Annotated in this window: 16 protein-coding genes, 1 tRNA gene and 1 pseudogene; 7 read left to right on the top strand and 11 right to left on the bottom strand. The window is 62.4% G+C overall.

Annotated features, from left to right (window positions below; genetic code table 11):
* Window positions 1-103 precede the first annotated feature (103 nt).
* From AC19YR_RS22065 to AC19YR_RS22040, 6 genes and pseudogenes are all read right to left on the bottom strand, one after another.
* Window positions 104-694, bottom strand: a pseudogene (locus AC19YR_RS22065) (tyrosine-type recombinase/integrase); the annotation flags it as partial.
* Window positions 695-916: 222 nt separating this feature from the next.
* Window positions 917-992: transfer RNA gene (locus AC19YR_RS22060), tRNA-Gly, on the bottom strand.
* A 67-nt stretch (window positions 993-1,059) separates the two neighbouring features.
* Window positions 1,060-1,620, bottom strand: coding sequence for a CDP-diacylglycerol--glycerol-3-phosphate 3-phosphatidyltransferase (gene pgsA / locus AC19YR_RS22055; protein WP_095109844.1), 561 nt, complete (start codon window positions 1,618-1,620; stop codon window positions 1,060-1,062).
* Between the two features lie 33 nt (window positions 1,621-1,653).
* Complete coding sequence (gene uvrC / locus AC19YR_RS22050; RefSeq protein WP_095109845.1) at window positions 1,654-3,477, bottom strand: excinuclease ABC subunit UvrC; 1,824 nt, start codon at window positions 3,475-3,477, stop codon at window positions 1,654-1,656.
* A gap of 2 nt (window positions 3,478-3,479) precedes the next feature.
* The gene (gene gacA, locus AC19YR_RS22045) at window positions 3,480-4,121 is read right to left on the bottom strand and encodes a response regulator transcription factor GacA (RefSeq protein ID WP_095109846.1); all 642 of its coding nucleotides are present in this window, start codon (window positions 4,119-4,121) and stop codon (window positions 3,480-3,482) included.
* A 165-nt stretch (window positions 4,122-4,286) separates the two neighbouring features.
* Window positions 4,287-5,576, bottom strand: coding sequence for a hypothetical protein (locus AC19YR_RS22040; protein ID WP_500600143.1), 1,290 nt, complete (start codon window positions 5,574-5,576; stop codon window positions 4,287-4,289).
* 236 nt (window positions 5,577-5,812) lie between these two features.
* On the opposite strand from AC19YR_RS22040, the gene nhaB reads away from it, so the two are divergent.
* Window positions 5,813-7,315, top strand: coding sequence for a sodium/proton antiporter NhaB (gene nhaB / locus AC19YR_RS22035; RefSeq protein WP_095109848.1), 1,503 nt, complete (start codon window positions 5,813-5,815; stop codon window positions 7,313-7,315).
* Between the two features lie 31 nt (window positions 7,316-7,346).
* On the opposite strand, the gene zwf is transcribed toward nhaB, so the two are convergent.
* Window positions 7,347-8,867: a glucose-6-phosphate dehydrogenase gene (gene zwf / locus AC19YR_RS22030; RefSeq protein WP_500600142.1), complete on the bottom strand. Its 1,521-nt coding sequence runs from the start codon at window positions 8,865-8,867 to the stop codon at window positions 7,347-7,349.
* Window positions 8,864-9,880, bottom strand: a complete 1,017-nt coding sequence (gene gnd / locus AC19YR_RS22025; RefSeq protein WP_500600140.1) for a phosphogluconate dehydrogenase (NAD(+)-dependent, decarboxylating) — start codon at window positions 9,878-9,880, stop codon at window positions 8,864-8,866. Before gnd ends, zwf begins: the two co-directional genes overlap by 4 nt.
* Window positions 9,881-10,111: 231 nt before the next feature.
* Between gnd and AC19YR_RS22020 the strand changes: the two genes are divergently transcribed.
* From AC19YR_RS22020 to AC19YR_RS22010, 3 genes are all read left to right on the top strand, one after another.
* Window positions 10,112-10,279 carry a DUF6026 family protein gene (locus AC19YR_RS22020; protein ID WP_176465131.1) on the top strand — a complete coding sequence of 56 codons (168 nt, stop codon included), beginning with the start codon at window positions 10,112-10,114 and terminating at the stop codon, window positions 10,277-10,279.
* Between the two features lie 141 nt (window positions 10,280-10,420).
* Window positions 10,421-12,166, top strand: a complete 1,746-nt coding sequence (locus tag AC19YR_RS22015) for a phosphoethanolamine transferase CptA (protein ID WP_500600138.1) — start codon at window positions 10,421-10,423, stop codon at window positions 12,164-12,166.
* 138 nt (window positions 12,167-12,304) lie between these two features.
* Window positions 12,305-12,529, top strand: coding sequence for a hypothetical protein (locus AC19YR_RS22010; RefSeq protein WP_500600136.1), 225 nt, complete (start codon window positions 12,305-12,307; stop codon window positions 12,527-12,529).
* A 144-nt stretch (window positions 12,530-12,673) separates the two neighbouring features.
* Here the strand turns inward: AC19YR_RS22010 and AC19YR_RS22005 are convergent, their stop codons facing one another.
* The gene (locus AC19YR_RS22005) at window positions 12,674-13,162 is read right to left on the bottom strand and encodes a GNAT family N-acetyltransferase (RefSeq protein ID WP_500600134.1); all 489 of its coding nucleotides are present in this window, start codon (window positions 13,160-13,162) and stop codon (window positions 12,674-12,676) included.
* A gap of 26 nt (window positions 13,163-13,188) precedes the next feature.
* Window positions 13,189-14,310, bottom strand: coding sequence for a cell division protein ZapE (gene zapE / locus AC19YR_RS22000; RefSeq protein WP_500600132.1), 1,122 nt, complete (start codon window positions 14,308-14,310; stop codon window positions 13,189-13,191).
* A gap of 162 nt (window positions 14,311-14,472) precedes the next feature.
* Here zapE and AC19YR_RS21995 point away from each other — a divergent pair, with 162 nt between their 5' ends.
* The 3 genes from AC19YR_RS21995 (at window position 14,473) to AC19YR_RS21985 (ending at window position 17,015) form a co-directional block, all read left to right on the top strand.
* A complete protein-coding gene (locus AC19YR_RS21995) occupies window positions 14,473-15,903 on the top strand; it encodes a nucleobase:cation symporter-2 family protein (RefSeq protein ID WP_256576615.1) in 1,431 nt (476 codons plus the stop codon).
* A 67-nt stretch (window positions 15,904-15,970) separates the two neighbouring features.
* A complete protein-coding gene (locus tag AC19YR_RS21990; protein ID WP_095109855.1) occupies window positions 15,971-16,435 on the top strand; it encodes an LEA/WHy family protein in 465 nt (154 codons plus the stop codon).
* 25 nt (window positions 16,436-16,460) lie between these two features.
* On the top strand, window positions 16,461-17,015 hold the full coding sequence (locus tag AC19YR_RS21985; protein ID WP_095109856.1) for a GNAT family N-acetyltransferase: 555 nt from the start codon (window positions 16,461-16,463) through the stop codon (window positions 17,013-17,015).
* 20 nt (window positions 17,016-17,035) lie between these two features.
* Here AC19YR_RS21985 and AC19YR_RS21980 read toward each other — a convergent pair whose 3' ends face one another.
* Window positions 17,036-17,968 (bottom strand): carbon-nitrogen hydrolase family protein, encoded by a 933-nt coding sequence (locus AC19YR_RS21980; protein ID WP_095109857.1) that lies wholly within the window; start codon window positions 17,966-17,968, stop codon window positions 17,036-17,038.
* Window positions 17,969-18,052: the final 84 nt, after the last annotated feature.

The following is an 18,052-nucleotide window of genomic DNA, read 5'->3' as shown; positions in this document are numbered from 1 at the left end:
GGGACATCACTGTCCAAGTGCTTGTGGAATCAGTGTCCAAGTGGCCGTGGAATGAGTGTCCAAGTCAGCGTGGAGTCGCTGTCCAAGTGTTCGTGGAATGGGTGTCCAAGTGCGCGTGGAATCCCCATTCCAGCCCCTCGATTTTCACCAGCGCATAGCGGAACAATTGGTTGAACCAGGTCCGGCATTTTTCGGCTGTCGTTAAGGCCTTGCGCTGTTCGATCCTGCTCAGTAAATCCAGCAGATCGTGACGATTGATATCATAGATGGACCGCCCGCCCAGGGTGGGCAGGACGTCTTTATTGAAGATTCTCAAGATCTGCGAGAGCGTGCTCTGCCGCCCTTCCTTCAGGCTTAGCCTGCGGAACTCTACCCACTGATTGAACACGGCCTCGAAGGTGTGCTCTGTCGCAAAACGAACAGCAAGCCGCTGTTGTTTGCGATGCTCATAGGGATTGATGCCCTGGGCAACCAAGGTACGGGCTTCATCACGACGGGTACGGGCTTCTTTAAGCCCAATTTGGGGATAACTACCGAGGGACATGCGCTTCTGCTTGCCTGCCCAGTAGTAGCGGAAGAGCCAGACTTTTCCGCCCCTGGCCGTCACATTGAGTGTGAGACCATCACTGTCGCCGAGGGTGTAGTCATTACCGGTGATTCGGGCGTGCCGAACTGTCATTTCTGAGAGTGCCATCGCGAGCTCCTGAACAGAGTCAGGGCCAGATGCTCATCTCGTTGCGCAAACTGCTCCAGCATCAAACCGATTCGGTACGCGTCAGGATTCTGGACTCAATCCTGGACTTAAACGCACCGGATAGTGCTGGATTTCAGTGGTTCCCGCTGGAACGAAAAAAGGGCCTAAAGGCCCTGATTTCAATCACTTACAGAATTCAGTGGAACTCTGCAGCGCAATATTTGGAGCGGGAAACGAGACTCGAACTCGCGACCCCGACCTTGGCAAGGTCGTGCTCTACCAACTGAGCTATTCCCGCGTCTTGGTAAGTGAGCGCCATTCTATAGGAATCGATTCCTTCGTCAACCCTTTGATTCAAAAAAGCTTTATTTTTTTTCAACGTCGGTCTTGAGGTGTGGCCAGGCCGCTCGCAGGTATTGCAGCATGGACCACAGCGTCAGGCCTGCTGCGATGAGTAGCAAAGCATAGCCAAGCAGGACCCAGAACGTGAAGGACGATGGGTTGGCCAGCAGGATCACCAGCGCCAGCATTTGTGCCGCAGTTTTCCATTTGCCCATGTTGGAAACCGCGACTTGGGCCCGGGCACCGAGTTCGGCCATCCATTCGCGCAAGGCGGAAACAACGATTTCGCGACCGATAATTACCGCCGCCGGCAAGGTCAGCCAGAGGTTGGCGTGCTCCTGGACCAACAGCACCAGGGCCACGGCGACCATTAGTTTGTCAGCCACCGGGTCGAGGAACGCACCGAACGGTGTGCTTTGTTCCAGACGCCGCGCCAGATAGCCGTCCAGCCAATCCGTTGCAGCGGCAAAGGCGAAGACCGAACTGGCCGCCATGTAGCTCCAGTGGTAGGGCAAATAGAACAGCAGAATGAAGATCGGAATGAGCAGAACGCGTAAGACGGTGATCAGATTAGGGATATTCATCGACACAACTGGCTACAAGGTAAGGGAGGGATTCTACTCGCTGTGCAGGCTTGCATAAATCAGCTCAGCAAGCTTTTTACTGATCCCCGGTGCTTTGGCGATCTCTTCGATGCTTGCACGAGACAGCTCCTGCAATCCACCAAAATGTTTCAGCAATTCACGGCGGCGCTTTGGACCTACGCCCACAACCCCTTCCAGGGTTGAGGTTCGCCGGGTTTTGCCGCGGCGTGCGCGGTGCCCGGTAATTGCAAAGCGGTGGGCCTCGTCACGGATCTGCTGGATTAAATGCAGCGCCGGAGAATCGCCGCGCAAGGTGAATTCATGGGCCGCGTCATTGAGATAAAGCGTCTCGAAACCGGCCTTGCGTGTGGCGCCCTTTGCCACGCCGAGCAGGATTAGGTCGGGCACGGCCAGCTCGTTCAGCACGTCCCGGGCCATGGACAATTGCCCTTTGCCACCATCCACCAAAAGAATGTCCGGCAGCTTGCCCTCCCCGTCCTTGAGCTTGCTGAAGCGCCGGGTCAGGGCCTGGTGCATCGCGGCATAATCATCGCCAGGGGTCACGCCTTCGATGTTGTAACGCCGGTAATCGGACTTCAGTGGCCCTTCCGGCCCGAATACCACGCATGAAGCCACGGTCGCCTCACCGCTGGAGTGACTGATGTCGTAGCACTCCAGGCGTTGTGGCGGCTCGTCGAGATTGAGGACCTCGGCTAGAGCTTCGAAGCGCGCAGCAACGTGCTGGCGGTTCGCCAACCGGGCACCCAGCGCCTGCTCGGCGTTGGTCACCGCCAGTTGCTGCCAGCGCGCACGGGTGCCGCGCACCCGGTGGCTGATGGTCAGTTCACGTCCACGCAATTTGGAAATGGCAGCGATCAGGGTCGGGAAGTCTTCATGCACGACGTTGACGATCAACTCGCTCGGCAAGTCCCGCTCGGGGCTGCTGATGAAGTACTGGCCAAGGAACGCTGCCATGACTTCGGACACCGCTTCATCGATCCCCACCTGCGGAAAGAAGTTCTTGCTGCCCAGCACCCGGCCGCCACGCACACTGATGAGGTGCACACAGGCTCCGCCCGGGTTGACGAACGCTGCGACCACATCGACGTCGCCAGTACCGCCTTCCATGCTCTGCTGGTCTTGCACACGACGTAACAGGGATATCTGATCCCGATACTCCGCCGCGCGCTCGAAATCCAGGGTGCTGGCAGCCTGCTCCATACCTGCGGATAGTTCATCGGTCAGGGCATTGCTGCGTCCTTCAAGGAACATGACCGAGTGGCGCACGTCTTCGGCGTAGACCTGGGGTTCCACCAGGCCAACGCAAGGCGCTTTGCAGCGCTTGATCTGGTATTGCAGGCACGGACGGGTACGGTTCTTGAAGTAGCTGTCTTCACACTGGCGCACGAAGAAGGTCTTTTGCAGGAGGCTCAGGCTTTCGCGAATCGCCCCGGCGCTGGGGTACGGCCCAAAATACTTGCCCTTCTGCTTCTTGGCGCCACGGTGGATGCTCAAGCGCGGGAACTCCCCGTCCGACAGGAAGACGTAGGGATAGGACTTATCGTCGCGCAGCAGGATGTTATAGGGCGGCCGCCACTCCTTGATAAGCGTCTGCTCTAGCAGCAACGCCTCGGTTTCGTTGGCGGTGATGGTGGTCTCGACTTGCGCGATGCGCGCCACCAGGGCGGCGGTCTTGGGGGCCAGGCCGGTCTTGCGAAAATAACTGGCCAGGCGCTTCTTCAGGTTCTTCGCCTTGCCGACGTACAACAGGCGCGCATCGCTGTCGAACATGCGGTACACGCCGGGATGGCCGCTGCAGGTAGAAAGAAAAGCACCGGGATCAAATACGTCAGTCATTGTCAGAGGCTGGCATCGATCATCCCGTGGCGAACGGCCAGCAATGTCAGTTCAACATCGCTGCTAATCGAGAGTTTCTCGAATATGCGGTAGCGGTAGGTGTTCACTGTCTTGGGAGACAGGCACAACTTGTCGGAAATAATCTGCACTTTCTGGCAGCCCACAATCATCAAGGCGATCTGGATCTCGCGCTCGGACAACGAGTCGAACGGAGAATCACTGGTGGGCTGGAACGATTTGATCGCCAATTGCTGGGCGATCTGGGGGCTGATGTAGCGTTGCCCGGCAAACACCAGGCGAATCGCCTGAACCATTTCCGCCAGGGCTGCACCTTTGGTCAGATAGCCCGCCGCGCCGGCCTGGAGCAATCGCGTAGGAAACGGGTCTTCTTCGCACACCGTTACCGCCAGCACCTTGATATCCGGATGGCTGCGCAACATTTTGCGCGTGGCTTCAAGGCCACCGATGCCCGGCATCTTGACGTCCATCAGCACCACATCAGGCTTGAGTTCCCGCGCCTTGAGCAGGGACTCTTCTCCCGACTCAGCCTGGCCGACAACTTGCAGCCCATCGATGTCAGCCAGCATTCGTGTAATGCCTGTACGAACGAGATCATGGTCATCGACCACTAGCACCCTAATCAAGCAGACACCTCGCGATATGGTCTTATTAGTTGCCGGACACCTTAGCAAAAACCAGCCGACAGACCTAGTTGCACAGATTATATAAAGAGTATCAATACGCTATGAGTGCAGATAAAACCACAGCGCCCCGGAAAAGGGCTCGCACTGCTGCCAATGGTCGCAGGCTCAACCCATATACCGCACGACCACGGCCCTGAAGTTGCCCTGTAGCGAATGGCCGGCCACCACGATCCGCCCGTCCTCTTGCAGGGCGACAGCCGTTGCAGTGTCCAGCCCTGGGCCCAGGCGCGTCCTGACCCAGCCCCGGCCTTGGCCGAAACCTGGGTCAAGTGTGCCGCCGGGCGCCCAACGCGCCACGATAATGTCTGCCTCAAAACCGCCCTGAGTCGACCCTACAGCGATCAGTTGTTCACCTTGCAGCGTGGCTGCCGTCCACTGGCACCCCTGGTGGCCGATGGCGATCAGCGAAGCCTGGCCATCATTGAACCCCAGGTCCGGGCCACCATCCCCCTGCACGCCCCGCGCCATGGCTAGCAGTGGATCGTTGGTATGGCCCACGGAACGCAAGCGTCCATCCGCCAGGGCCAGCACTTGGCGGAACCGATTGCTTTGGCTCGCCAGGTGGAAGATCGCCATACCGCCATCGCCAAACTGCACGTCCGGGCTGCCATCGGGGTTGTAGCGGGCCAGCAGGCCTTGAGGCGGCAAGTCGCTGGCCCCGGCCACCAGCACGCGGCCATCGGCCTGCAGGTGGACACCCCCCAGCCAAGTGTTGGCCAGCGCGCGCCTGACGATCACAAAGCCGCGCCCATTGAACGCCGTGTCCAACTCACCATCGGCGCCCACGCGGATCAGCACGCCGACATGGTTGGCCAACGCATAGTGATGATTGGCCAGCAGCAAGATCGCACCGTCCTCTTGGACGCATGCCCCGCTGACCTCTGTGCCGGGCGTCCCCATAGGCACCCAGTGGTCACGCGTACTCACCGACAATTGCCCCGGCAAATGCACCACCCGCTTGCCGCCATCGCCGAAGCGGCGATCGAGATGGCCCAGGGCGTCGAACATCGCCAGCGCCGGCAGGCTGTGCTGCGCGCTGATGTCCTGTAAGCCATGGATCAGAATGCGCCCATCCGCCAGCAGTACCACACCGGCGGCCATGGCATCGCCGCAGCCCTCGAACTGGCCGATGACCGCGCCCTGCTCGCCAAAACCCAGGTCCGCCGAACCGTCGGCCTTGAGCCTGGCCAGGCCGAAGCGATAACCCTGGTGGGTGCCGACCTTGGCCGCCACCAACAACTTGCCGTCCGGGCAAACCGCTACGCCGGTGGCCAGGCTCGAGGTGCTGCCAGGGAAGTACACCTGCGCCAGCCCTGCCTTGCCGAACCCGGCATCCAACCGGCCAGCACCTGAAGGCCTCGCCTGTGCCGTGTGCCAATGCACCCTTTGAGTCATTTGAACTGCACCCCCTGAAGCCAACCGGTCGTGGTGGGCAAGTGGCCCCCATTCAACAGAGAGGCCCCGGGGCCGGCTACTGTCAGAAGCTGCAGGTTTACCTTCCATAAAAGCCAAATAAGTGACTTTTTGTGCCACTGCCCGCCCACCTGCGCGCCAAAGCACATCATCAGCGCACTTGATATTCCAATTTTGTTACGGCAAGTTGCGCACCTTTCCCACTCAAGGAGCGGCCGATGTCCGGTTCAATGGCCCAGGCGTTCGCGCACAACTTCCTCGGGCATTCGCCACGCTGGTACAAAGCCAGCATCGTCGCGTTCCTGATCCTCAACCCGCTGCTGCTCTGGACGGTCGGCCCGGTAGCCGCCGGCTGGCTGCTGGTGGCCGAGTTCATTTTCACCCTGGCCATGGCGCTCAAATGCTACCCGCTGATCCCCGGCGGGCTGCTGATGGTCCAGGCCCTGCTGCTGGGCATGACCACGCCCCAGGCGCTGTATGAGGAATTGCTGCACAACTTCCCGGTGATCCTGCTGCTGATGTTCATGGTGGCCGGCATCTACTTCATGAAGGACTTGCTGCTGTTCCTGTTCTCCCGTCTATTGCTGGGGGTGCGCTCCAAGGCGTTGCTGGCGTTGCTGTTCTGCTTTCTGTCGGCGTTCCTCTCGGCGTTTCTCGATGCCTTGACCGTCACCGCAGTGATTATCAGCGCCGCGGTGGGCTTCTACTCGGTCTATCACCGCGTGGCTTCGGGCAGCGACCCACGCCAGGACAGCCCTTTCAGCGAGGACCATGGCGTGGCGAGCCTGCACCACGAAGACCTGGAACAGTTTCGCGCGTTCCTGCGCAGCCTATTGATGCACGGCGCGGTCGGTACCGCCCTGGGCGGCGTATGCACCCTGGTGGGCGAGCCGCAGAACCTGTTGATCGGCCATGAGATGGGCTGGCATTTTGCCGAGTTCTTTCTAAAAGTCGCCCCGGTATCTCTGCCGGTGCTGGCGGCGGGCCTGGTGACTTGCGTGCTATTGGAGAAACTGCGCTGGTTCGGCTACGGCACCCTGTTGCCGGACAACGTGCGCGCGGTACTGGCCAGCTATGCCGCCCAGGACAACGCCCAGCGTACCCAGCGCCAACGCGCCGCCCTGCTGGTACAGGGCGCCGCTGCATTGATCCTGATCGTGGGGTTGGCGCTGCATATCGCCGAAGTCGGCCTGATCGGCCTGATGGTGATCGTGCTTATCACTTCCTTTACCGGCATCACCGATGAACACCGCATCGGCAACGCCTTCAAGGACGCGATGCCGTTCACCGCGCTGCTGGTGGTGTTTTTCGCGGTGGTGGCGGTGATCCACGACCAGCAACTGTTCACCCCGCTGATCCAATGGGTGCTGGCCCTGCCGCCGGCGCAGCAACCGGGCATGCTGTTTATCGCCAATGGCCTGCTCTCGGCCATCAGCGACAACGTGTTCGTCGCCACCATCTACATCACTGAAGTGAAAGAAGCCTTCGCCCTGGGCCACATGAGCCGCGAACACTTCGAGACGCTCGCGGTTGCCATCAACACCGGCACCAACCTGCCCAGCGTGGCCACGCCCAACGGCCAGGCCGCGTTCCTGTTCCTGCTGACCTCGGCCATCGCCCCGCTGGTGCGCCTGTCCTACGGGCGCATGGTGTGGATGGCCCTGCCCTACACCGCGGTGATGGGGGTGTTGGGCTGGTACGCGGTGAGTTTCTGGCTGTAAGGACGCTGCGGGAGAACCCGCAGCGGTTGGTTCACCCCAGGCGATGCCAGACGCGCCCGTCGCGGGCCAGTAGTTCATCCCCCGCCGCCGGGCCGTCGGTGCCAGCCGCATAGGCCTGCACGCTGGCGTCTTGCTTCCAGGCATCGAGGAATGGCTGCACGGCACGCCAGCCGTTCTCGATGTTGTCTGCGCGCTGGAACAGCGTCTGGTCGCCGGTCAGGCAGTCGTAGATCAGGGTTTCGTAACCCGTTGAGGGCTGCATCGTGAAGAAATCCTTGTAGGCAAACCCCAACTCGATATTGGCCATTTCCAGCTCCGGCCCCGGGCGCTTGGCCAGCAGGTCGAACCACATGCCCTCGTTGGGCTGGATCTGGATGCGCAAGTAGGTCGGCTGCAACTCATCGACCTCGGTGTCGCGAAACTGCGCGTAGGGCGCAGGTTTGAAGCAGATCACGATCTCCGTGTCGCGCACGCTCATGCGCTTGCCGGTGCGCAGGTAAAACGGCACGCCCACCCAGCGCCAGTTGTCGATCATCACCTTGAGGGCGACAAAGGTTTCGGTCGTGCTGTCGGGAGCGACGTTGGGCTCCTCGCGATAGCCGGCCAAGGGCTGCCCGTCACGCTTACCCGCAGCGTACTGGCCGCGTACCGAGTTGGCCCGCGCCTGCTCAACCGACCAGGGGCGGATCGCCCCCACCACCTTGGCCTTCTCGCCACGCACCGCGTCCGCGCCGAAGGCAGCGGGCGGCTCCATGGCCACCATTGCCAGGAGCTGGAACAGGTGATTGGGCACCATGTCCCGCAACGCGCCGGTGTGCTCGTAGAAACTGCCCCGGGTCTCGACGCCCACGGTTTCCGCCGCGGTGATTTGCACGTGGTCGATGTAGTGGTTGTTCCAGAACGCCTCGAACAGGCTGTTGGAAAACCGGCTGACCAGGATGTTCTGCACGGTTTCCTTACCCAGGTAATGGTCGATACGGTAGATCTGCTTCTCCGTCATCACCTTGAGCAGGCAGGCATTCAGTGCTTCGGCGGTCTGCAGGTCGGAGCCGAACGGCTTCTCGATCACCACCCGGCGAAACCCCTCGTCGCTTTCCTCCAGCAACCCGGCCGCACCGAGGCGGGTGACCACCTCAGTAAAGAACCGTGGCGCGGTGGCCAGGTAGAACACGGCGTTAGCGGTGCCGCTGGCGGCGATTTTCGCCGCCAAATCCCGATAGGTCTGCTCGTCGAGGAAATCCCCCTGCACGTAGCTGATGCCCTTGGCCAGCGCCGCCCACAACTGCGGGTCGAGGGAGTCCCGGCCGTTGCCGACCTTGCTTGCGGCCTCGTTGCGAATGAAGTTTTCCAGCTTCAGGGCAAAGTCGGCGTCGCTGATGGGGTTGTGGTCCACGCCGACAATGCGCAGCCCCTCACCCAGCAGGCCGTCACGGCTCAGGTTGTACAGCGCCGGCATCAGCAGGCGCTTGACCAGGTCGCCATGGGCGCCGAACAGGAACAACGTGGTCGGCGGCGCCGGCTCGGGGGGGCGGCCCTTTCCCGGGGCGGTCATTTTTTCGGGGTCTCGACGTGGCCGCCAAAGCCAAAACGCATGGCCGAGAGCAGTTTGTCACCGTAGGTGCTTTGCTGGCGGGAACGGAAGCGGGCAAACAGCGAGTTGGACAGCACCGGCACCGGCACCGATTGCTCCATGGCCGCCTCGATGGTCCAGCGCCCTTCTCCGCTGTCGGCCACCGCGCCAGAGTAACCGTCGAGTTTTGGGTCGCTGGCCAGGGCGTCGGCGGTCAGGTCCAGGAGCCAGGACGACACCACGCTGCCGCGGCGCCAGACTTCGGCGATATCGGCGACATTCAGGTCAAAACGCTGGTCTTCTGGCAGGTTTTCGCTGGATTTGGTCTTGAGAATGTCAAAGCCCTCGGCGAAGGCCTGCATCATGCCGTACTCGATGCCGTTGTGGATCATCTTGACAAAGTGCCCCGACCCGGCCGGGCCGGCGTGGATGTAGCCGCGCTCGGCACGGTCATCCGTGGCGACGCGGTCGCGGGTGCGCGGGATGTCGCCCAGGCCTGGGGCCAGGGTGGCGAACAGCGGGTCGAGGCGCTGCACCACGCCGGCATCGCCGCCGATCATCATGCAGTAGCCGCGCTCCAGGCCCCAGACGCCGCCGGAGGTGCCGACGTCGATGTATTCCAGGCCTTTGGCCGCCAGGGCCTTGGCGCGGCGGATGTCGTCCTTATAGAAGGTGTTGCCGCCATCGATAATCACATCGCCCGCATCGAGCAGTTGGCTCAGGGCCTCGATGGTGTCTTCGGTGGGCGCGCCGGCCGGCAGCATGACCCATACCGCTCGCGGCTTTTGTAGGCCGGCCACCAGGGCCGGGAGGTCCACCACGCCGGTGGCGCCCTCGGCAGTCAAGGCGTCGACAAAATCGGTGTTGCGATCGTAGACCACAGTCGTGTGGCCATTGAGCATCAGGCGTCGTGCAATGTTGCCGCCCATGCGGCCCAGTCCAACAATCCCCAGTTGCATGTGCTGATGCTCCTTACCACTAAAAAGGTGTGTCAAAGGTTATAGCGCAAGGACGCTGACGAGGGTTAATCCGGCACATCCACAGATGCACCAGCCCTTCAAGCAGATAACTACGCGGTATCACGTCAGAAATATCGACGAAGACACAGGGACAGTGAAAAATAAAAAAGTTCCATTTATTCCATAAAAAAACCAAAATCAGCGCCGATTGCGCCCTTGCACCTGCCCGGGGCGCCAGTACACATCTTTTGCACATTGAGGTCCGCCATGGGCGCGCTCGTTAGGCCAGCACCTGCACAAACCCTGTACGTCAGCGTTCGCCGCGATGAGCTGCGCCAACTCAAGGCCGAACGCGAGCAGTTGCGCCAACAGGTCGCCGAACTGCAAGAGCGCCTGCAACAGGCCCGCAACGTGGCCAGCCCAGCAACCGCCTAGCAGGGCTTCAACTCACAAAGTTTTCACAAGCCCTTGGTGATACTCCGGCCTCTTCTGGCCGCTCGTCTGGCGAGCGGCGCCCGGTGGCTGGCGCCTTGAGCGACTTCAGCAGCCGATCTGATTAATCGCCTGGAGCGCTTGATGGCAACTTTTGAACGCAGCGAAAAGTCTGCGAAAAGCTTCGATTGGGCAGGATTGGGCTGGTTATTCCTGTTCTTCTGGTATTTTTCCGGCATTACCCAGGCACTGATTCTCTTCACCGGCACGTCCGGTTTTTCCGGTTTCCGCCAAGCTTTTTTTATGAGCGCCATCTGGCTCGCGCCGATGCTGCTGTTCCCGGCGCGCACGCGCTTGCTGGCGGGGCTGATAGGCGTGGTCCTGTGGGTTTGCTCGATGGCCAGCCTGGGCTACTTCTTCGTCTATCAGCAGGAATTCTCGCAAAGCGTCATCTTCATCATGTTCGAGTCGAACATCTCTGAAGCGGGCGAGTACCTGACGCAATATTTCGCCTGGTGGATCGTGCTCGGCTTCATCGCCCACACCGCCGTGGCGCTCTTCCTGTGGACACGCCTGCGCCCGGTGTACCTGCCCAGGAAGCAGGCAATGGTGGCTGCCATGGCCATCCTCGTCGCGGTGGTCGGCTACCCACTGGTGCGCCAGATCATCAAGACCGACGACCTGACCACCGCCATCGAGAAGTTCGAGACTCGCATCGAACCCGCCGTGCCGTGGCAGATGATCGTGGCGTACCGGCGCTACACCCATCAGCTGGAAAACATGCAGGGCATGCTCGAGAACGTGAGCAAGATCGCCCCCCTGAAAAACCTCAAGGACGCCCAGGCCAACCAACCGGCCACCCTGGTGCTGGTGATCGGCGAATCCACCAACCGCCAGCGCATGAGCCTGTACGGCTACCCGCGCCAGACCACACCGGAACTGGACAAGCTGCGCGATGAACTGGCGGTGTTCGACAACGTCATTACCCCGCGCCCCTACACCATCGAGGCGTTGCAGCAGGTGCTGACCTTCGCCGACGAAGACCACCCCGACGACTACCTCAAGACCCCGTCCCTGGTCAGCGTGATGAAGCAGGCCGGCTACAAGACCTTCTGGATCACCAACCAGCAGACCATGACCAAGCGCAACACCATGCTCACCACGTTCTCCGAACAAGCCGACGAGCGCGTGTACCTCAACAACAACCGCAACCAGAACGCCCGCCAGTACGACGGCGACGTGCTGGCACCCTTCTCCAAGGCCCTGGCCGACGGCGCCGAGCGCAAGTTTATCGTGGTGCACCTGCTGGGCACGCACATGAGCTACCAGTACCGCTACCCGCCTAGCTTCGACAAGTTCACCGACCGCCAGGGTGTGCCCGAAGGCGTGCGCGACGACCAGTTGCCGACCTACAACAGCTACGACAACGCGGTGCTGTACAACGATTTCGTGGTGTCGAGCCTCATCAAGGACTACGCCAAGAACGACCCCAATGGCTTTTTGATGTACCTCTCCGACCACGGTGAAGACGTGTTCGACTCCGCCGGCCACAGCACCCTGGGCCGTAACGAAGGCAAGCCGACGGCGCCGATGTACACCATTCCGTTCATGGCTTGGGCCTCGCCCAAGTGGCGCGCCAACCACGAATGGGACTTCACTGGCGAAACCGGCCGGCCCTACAGCAGCTCCAACCTGATCCACACCTGGGCCGATCTGGCAGGCCTGAGCGCCGATGAACTGGACGACAGCAAAAGCCTGGTCAGCGACAGCTTCAAACCCCGCCCGCTGCTGATCGGCAACCCGTTCGAGCGCAAGCAGCGGGCCATGATCGACTTCAGCCTGATAAAGCCCAAGGTCGCCCCAGTGCCCACTGCGGTCGTGCAGAAGTAACCCACTCGGGGGCCGGTTCCGGCCCTCGCATTACCTGTCAGGGCCGGTTAACCGGCATTTAATTGAAGGGCCAGATGCTGCCCCCATGCCTCACATCGAGTACGAGGCTCCCTTCCCTTCCATGACAGGAAATACCCCATGAAAATCTCCACTTTGCTTCTCGCCGCCCTCATGACCGCCAGCACCAGCGCCGCTTTCGCCGAAGGCGGCGCCGAGCGCTCCCGTGAGTTCTGGGACACCTTCAAAGTCAGCCAACAGCAACTGCACGGCAACGCCGAGCAACGCCTGGCCGCCGACAAGGCGAAAAAAGACACCCCCATCAGCGACACCCGCCGCGCCCAGGAGCAAACGCCCAAGGCGTGACCGCCGCAAGAGGCGCGGGAGCGGCCTTGCTCCGGGCGCCGCCCGACGATGGCGCAGTGTCAGAAAAGCTGATGTCGCCTGACCCAGCACTATCGCGGGTAAACCCGCTCCCACCCAGGTGAGGTCGCCCCCTTCTTATTGCCGCTACAACGCCTTGGTCCAAAACAGCATCCGGCCATGGGCCGGGTCGAACATGCCGGCGGCGAAGCCGAACTTGCCGTAGGAGGCTTGGGCCACGGCATTGCCCTCTAGCACTTCCAGGGTGATTTTGCAGCAGCCGCGCTGGCGGGCGATGTCCTCGACCTTTTGCAGCATCTTCTGGCTCAGCCCCAAGCCGCGGAACTTGTCCACCACCGATACGTCATGCACGTTGACCAACGGCCGGCAGGCGAAGGTGGAAAACCCCTCGAAGCAATTGACCAACCCCGCCGGCTCGCCGCCGACAAAGGCCAGCACGCTGAACGCATGGGGGCGTTTGGCCAGCTCGTCCGGCAGGTTGTGCAGCACATCGGCGGACAACGGCTCCCCGCCGCCCATGGGGTCCAGGGCGTAGTGGTTGAGCACCAGGCGGATGGCTTCGGCGTGGGTGGGGTTGGTGTAGCTGGCCTGGAGAACCAGGATATCGGCGTCCATTTGCAGTGTTGGTCCTGTGGTGGCGGTCATGGGTGAGCGGCAAAACGTTGCATCTGCATTTCCTGCAAACGGCTTAGGGTGCGGCGAAACGCGAAGGCCAGGTAGCCCTCGGTGTAGAGTTCGGCCATTGGCACGCGGGCCTCGATATAGAGCGGCACCTTGCGGTCGTAGCATTCGTCCACCAGGGCAATGAAGCGCCGCACGCTGTCGTCATGGATCGACAGTTGCGGCAGTTCCCGGTCCCCAGCCTCGACCCGCACCGCGCCATCCTCGGTGCCACGGGCGATGCGGCCCGGACGCTGTTGTGCGCTCAGGCACGGCACGTCGCTGAGCAAAATGGCGCGGAAACGATCACACAGGGCCATGAAGTCCATGGCGGCAAAGGGTTCTTCGCACAATTGGGCGAAACGGCACCACAGCACCGCGGGGCTGGCCTTGACCACCGCCAAGGGTCGATACCCCACCGTCAGGGGTGTGCTGGACACCGCTTGGCCCTGGGCCAGCTCAGTGAACACCGCGTCCATCCGGCTCGCCTCTGGCGCGGCGCAAACCCAATAGCGTTGCACCCCGGCGCCCGGATGCAGGCGATGGTCCTCGCTGCCGTCCACCGCCACTACCTGCATGTGCGCCTTGATCGCAGCAATCGCCGGCAGGAAGCGCTCGCGATTGAAACCGTCGCCGTAGAGCTGGTCGGGCGGCTGGTTGGAGGTGCACACCAGCACCACGCCCTCGTCGAACATGACCTGGAACAGGCGCCCGAGAATGATCGCGTCGCCGATGTCGTTGACGAACAACTCGTCGAAGCACAGCACCCGCACCTCGGCGCTCAGTTCCCGGGCCAGGGCCTGCAATGGGTCGGCGATGCCGCTCAACTGGAACGAACGCTGGTGCACCCAGCCCATGAAATGGTGAAAATGCTGGCGCCGCGCTGGCACCCGCAGGCTCTGGTAGAACTGGTCCATCAGCCAGGTCTTGCCGCGCCCCACCGGCCCCCAGAGATAAACGCCGGTTACGGGCCCGCGACCTTGGTGCAGCGCCTCATGGCATTGTTGCAAGGCCTGCACGGCACGGTGCTGGGCGGCGTCGGGGACGAAACCTTGCTGGTCGATGGCGTATTGATAGGCGCTCAATGGGGAATCGAAGGGCATGTTCGGCGGCGTGTCCTCAGGGCAAGCCTGGCAGTATGCCACGGCGCCATCACTTTACTGGCGATCCCACCGGTTGCAGAGACGATTCAGCGGCATTTCGCGTTGCCCCCGCGGGCACCTGCTGGCATTCTGCGCCTCCATTTTCTGACCCGGCCTCGCATTGTGTCTGACAAGCCCCTTCATCGCAGCGACCTGATCTACGGTCTCAACGATCGCCCCGATTTCATGTCGACCATTTTTGCCGCCCTCCAGCACGTGCTGGCGAGCTTTGTCGGCATCATCACGCCCACCCTCATCATGGGTAGCGCCCTGGGCCTGCAAAGCGAAGTGCCCTACCTGATAAGCATGGCGCTGTTCGTCTCCGGCCTGGGCACCTTTGTCCAGGCGCGGCGCTTTGGCCCGGTGGGGTCGGGGCTGCTGTGCCTGCAAGGCACCAGTTTTTCCTTTATCAGCGTGATTCTCAGCGCCGGGTTCATGGTCAAGGCCCGCGGTGGCGGCACCGATGAAATCCTCTCGACGATTTTCGGCGTGTGCTTCTTCGCCGCGTTTATCGAAGTGGCCCTGAGCCAGTTCATCGGCAAGCTGCGCAAGCTCATCACCCCGGTGGTCACCGGCACCATCATCACCCTGATGGGCTTATCACTCATAAAAGTGGCCATGACCGACATCGCCGGCGGCTTTGGCGCCACCGACCTGGGCGCCGCTAGCCACCTGGCCCTGGCGGCCCTGGTGCTGGGCACCATCGTGATCCTCAACCGCATCGACGTGCCATTTCTGCGCCTGGGCGCCATCGTCATCGGCCTGACCCTGGGCTACGTGGTGGCGTGGCTGATGGGCCAGGTGGATTTTTCCAGCATGCCGGAGGTGCCGCTGATGAGCGTGCCGGTGCCGTTCAAGTACGGTTTCTCCTTCGATTGGGTGGCGTTCGTGCCGGTGGCGGTGATTTTCCTGGTTTCGCCCCTGGAAGCGGCCGGTGACCTGACCGCCAACTCGATGATTTCCCAACAACCGGTCAAGGGCCCGGTGTACATCCGCCGCATCAAGTCGGGCCTGCTGGCCGATGGCCTCAACTCGGTGATGGCCGCCACCTTCAACAGCATGCCCATGGTGACCTTCGCCCAGAACAACGGGGTGATCCAGTTGACAGGCGTGGCCAGCCGCTACGTGGCGTTCTTCATTGCCGGGCTGCTGGTGCTGCTGGGGCTGTTCCCGATGATCGGCGCCGTGCTGCAACTGATGCCCAAACCGGTGCTGGGTGGGGCCGAACTGATTATGTTCGGCACCGTGGCCGTGGCCGGGATCAAGATCCTCGCCGAGGCCGGCCTGCATCGGCGCAACATGCTGATCGTGGCCATTTCCCTGGGCATGGGCCTGGGCGTGGCCGCCGTGCCCGAAGTGCTGCGCGAGCTGCCCAAGGCCCTGCACAACATCCTCGAGTCGCCGATCACCGTGGGCGCGTTCTGCGCGATTTTGCTGAACATCTTCCTGCCCGAAGAATTCATCGAACTGGAAGAAGACGAATTCGACCCCGAGGCCTCCACCCTCAAGATCATGCAAAACCCGGACGTGCCGGCGCGAACCTCTGAGGGCTGATCGCGTCCTATGCTTGAACGGCCGGCCACTGTGGCCGGCCCTGCCCATCGCCTGCGAGGCAACGTCCATGCCGCCTATCCTGCGCCTTGCCTGCTGCCTGTTACTGCTGAGTGTGAGCGCCTGCGCCCTGTTGCCCGACCGCGACCCGCTGCGCATCAACGTGGTCGGCATCGAGCCATTGCCCAGCCAGGAGCTGGAACTGCGTTTCGCGGTGAAGCTGCGCCTGCAAAACCCCAACGAGCGCGCCATCGATTACAACGGTGCGGCCCTGGACCTGGAAGTCAACGGCCGCCCGCTGGCCAGCGGCGTGAGCAACCAAACGGGCTCGATCCCGCGCTTTTCCGAAGGGCTACTGACGGTGCCAGTGAGCATTTCGGCGTTCTCCGTGCTGCGCCAGACCCTGGGCCTGCGCCAGGGGCAAAGCCTGGACAACCTGCCCTACGTGCTGCGGGGCAAGCTCGCCGGGGGGGTGTTCGGTACGATGCGTTTCGTCGACCGCGGCAACCTCAGCCTGCCCGCAACCGCGCCCTAGCCTCAATACAAGGAGCCCCGCTGCCATGGACGTCACCCCCACTTTCCATACCGAACGCTTGATCCTGCGGCCCCTGGAGCTGGCCGACGCCGATGCCATCCAGGAACAATTCGCGCACTGGGACGTAGTGCGCTACCTCAATGCCCTGGTGCCCTGGCCTTACCCAGCGGACGGCGCGCTGACCTACCTGCGCGACATTGCCCTGCCCGCCATCGCCCGGGGCCAGGAGTGGCACTGGTCGCTGCGCCTCAAAAGCGCCCCCGAGCAACTGATCGGCAATATCAGCCTGATGGACGAGCAGGACAACCACCGCGGTTTCTGGCTGGGCCCGCAGTGGCAGGGCCAGGGCCTGATGAGTGAGGCCAGCGCAGTGGTGACCGCGTACTGGTTCCAGGTCCTCGAACGGCCGCTGATGCGCGTACCCAAGGCCGCGCCAAACCAGGCCTCGCGGCGTATGTCCGAACGCGCCGGCATGCGCCTGATCGCCACCCGTGACGGCGATTTCGTCTGCGGGCGGTTGCCTTGCGACACCTGGGAAATCACCCGCGAAGAATGGCTGCGCAGCAACACCCCCCTGTAGCCAGCGGGCGCGCCCGCGGGCTACGGCACGTCGTGGATGAAGCGCACACCGGGTTTGCTGCGTTCGTCCACCCGCAGCTCGAACACATCCGGGCGGGCGTAATGGCCGACCACGTCGTAGTCGTAGCGCGCGCGGATCAGGTCAGCGGTGTCGATCTGCGCGCACAGCAGCCCCGCACCGCCCAGCAGCGGCCCGGCAAGAATGTCGCCCATGGGCCCGACGATCACGCTGCCGCCGGCGATCAGCGGCCGTTCGCCAGGCCAGTGGGCGATGTCCAGGCCCAAGGCCCGAGGTGAGTCCTGCACCTGGCAGGCGCTGACCACAAAGCAGCGGCCCTCGTGGGCGATGTGGCGCATGCTCACTTGCCACATCTCGCGCTCATCCACCGTCGGCGCGCACCACACCTCCACGCCTTTGGCGTACATCGCGGTGCGCAGCAGCGGCATCATGTTTTCCCAGCACACCGCCGCGCCCACGCGCCCGACCTGGCTGTCGATCACCGCCAAGGTCGAGCCATCGCCCGTGCCCCAGATCAGCCGTTCGGTGCCGGTGGGCATGAGTTTGCGGTGCTTGGCCACCAACCCGCCCTCGGGCTCGAAGTACAGCACGGTGCAATACAGGGTGCTGCCGGCGCGTTCGATCACCCCCAGCACCAGGCTCGCCCCCGTGCGGGCCGAGAGCCCGGCCAGGGCCTCGGTTTCGGCGCCGGGCACATCCACCGCATTGGCGAAATAGCGGGCAAAGGCCTCGCGCCCCTCGGGCAAGCGATAGCCCAGTTGGGTGCCAAAGCTTTCGCCCTTGGGGTAGCCGCCGAGCAAGGCTTCGGGCATCACCACCAGGCGAGCGCCAGCCTCAAGGATCTGCGCCTCGTAGGAGAGGATCTGCGCCAGGGTTTCGCCCTTGCCCCCAGGCAGCGAACCGATTTGCAGTGCGGCAACGATGGATACAGGCATGGAATCTCCAGAAGGTGAGTCAGCGGTTGCCCATTCTGCGCTGGCCGCAGAATATGAATAAAGACCACTCAAACACTGAATGAT

The organism is Pseudomonas sp. MF08817 (assembly GCF_059862705.1).
Note: the sequence above shows the minus strand (reverse complement) of the source record. Positions and strands in the feature narration are given on the sequence as shown.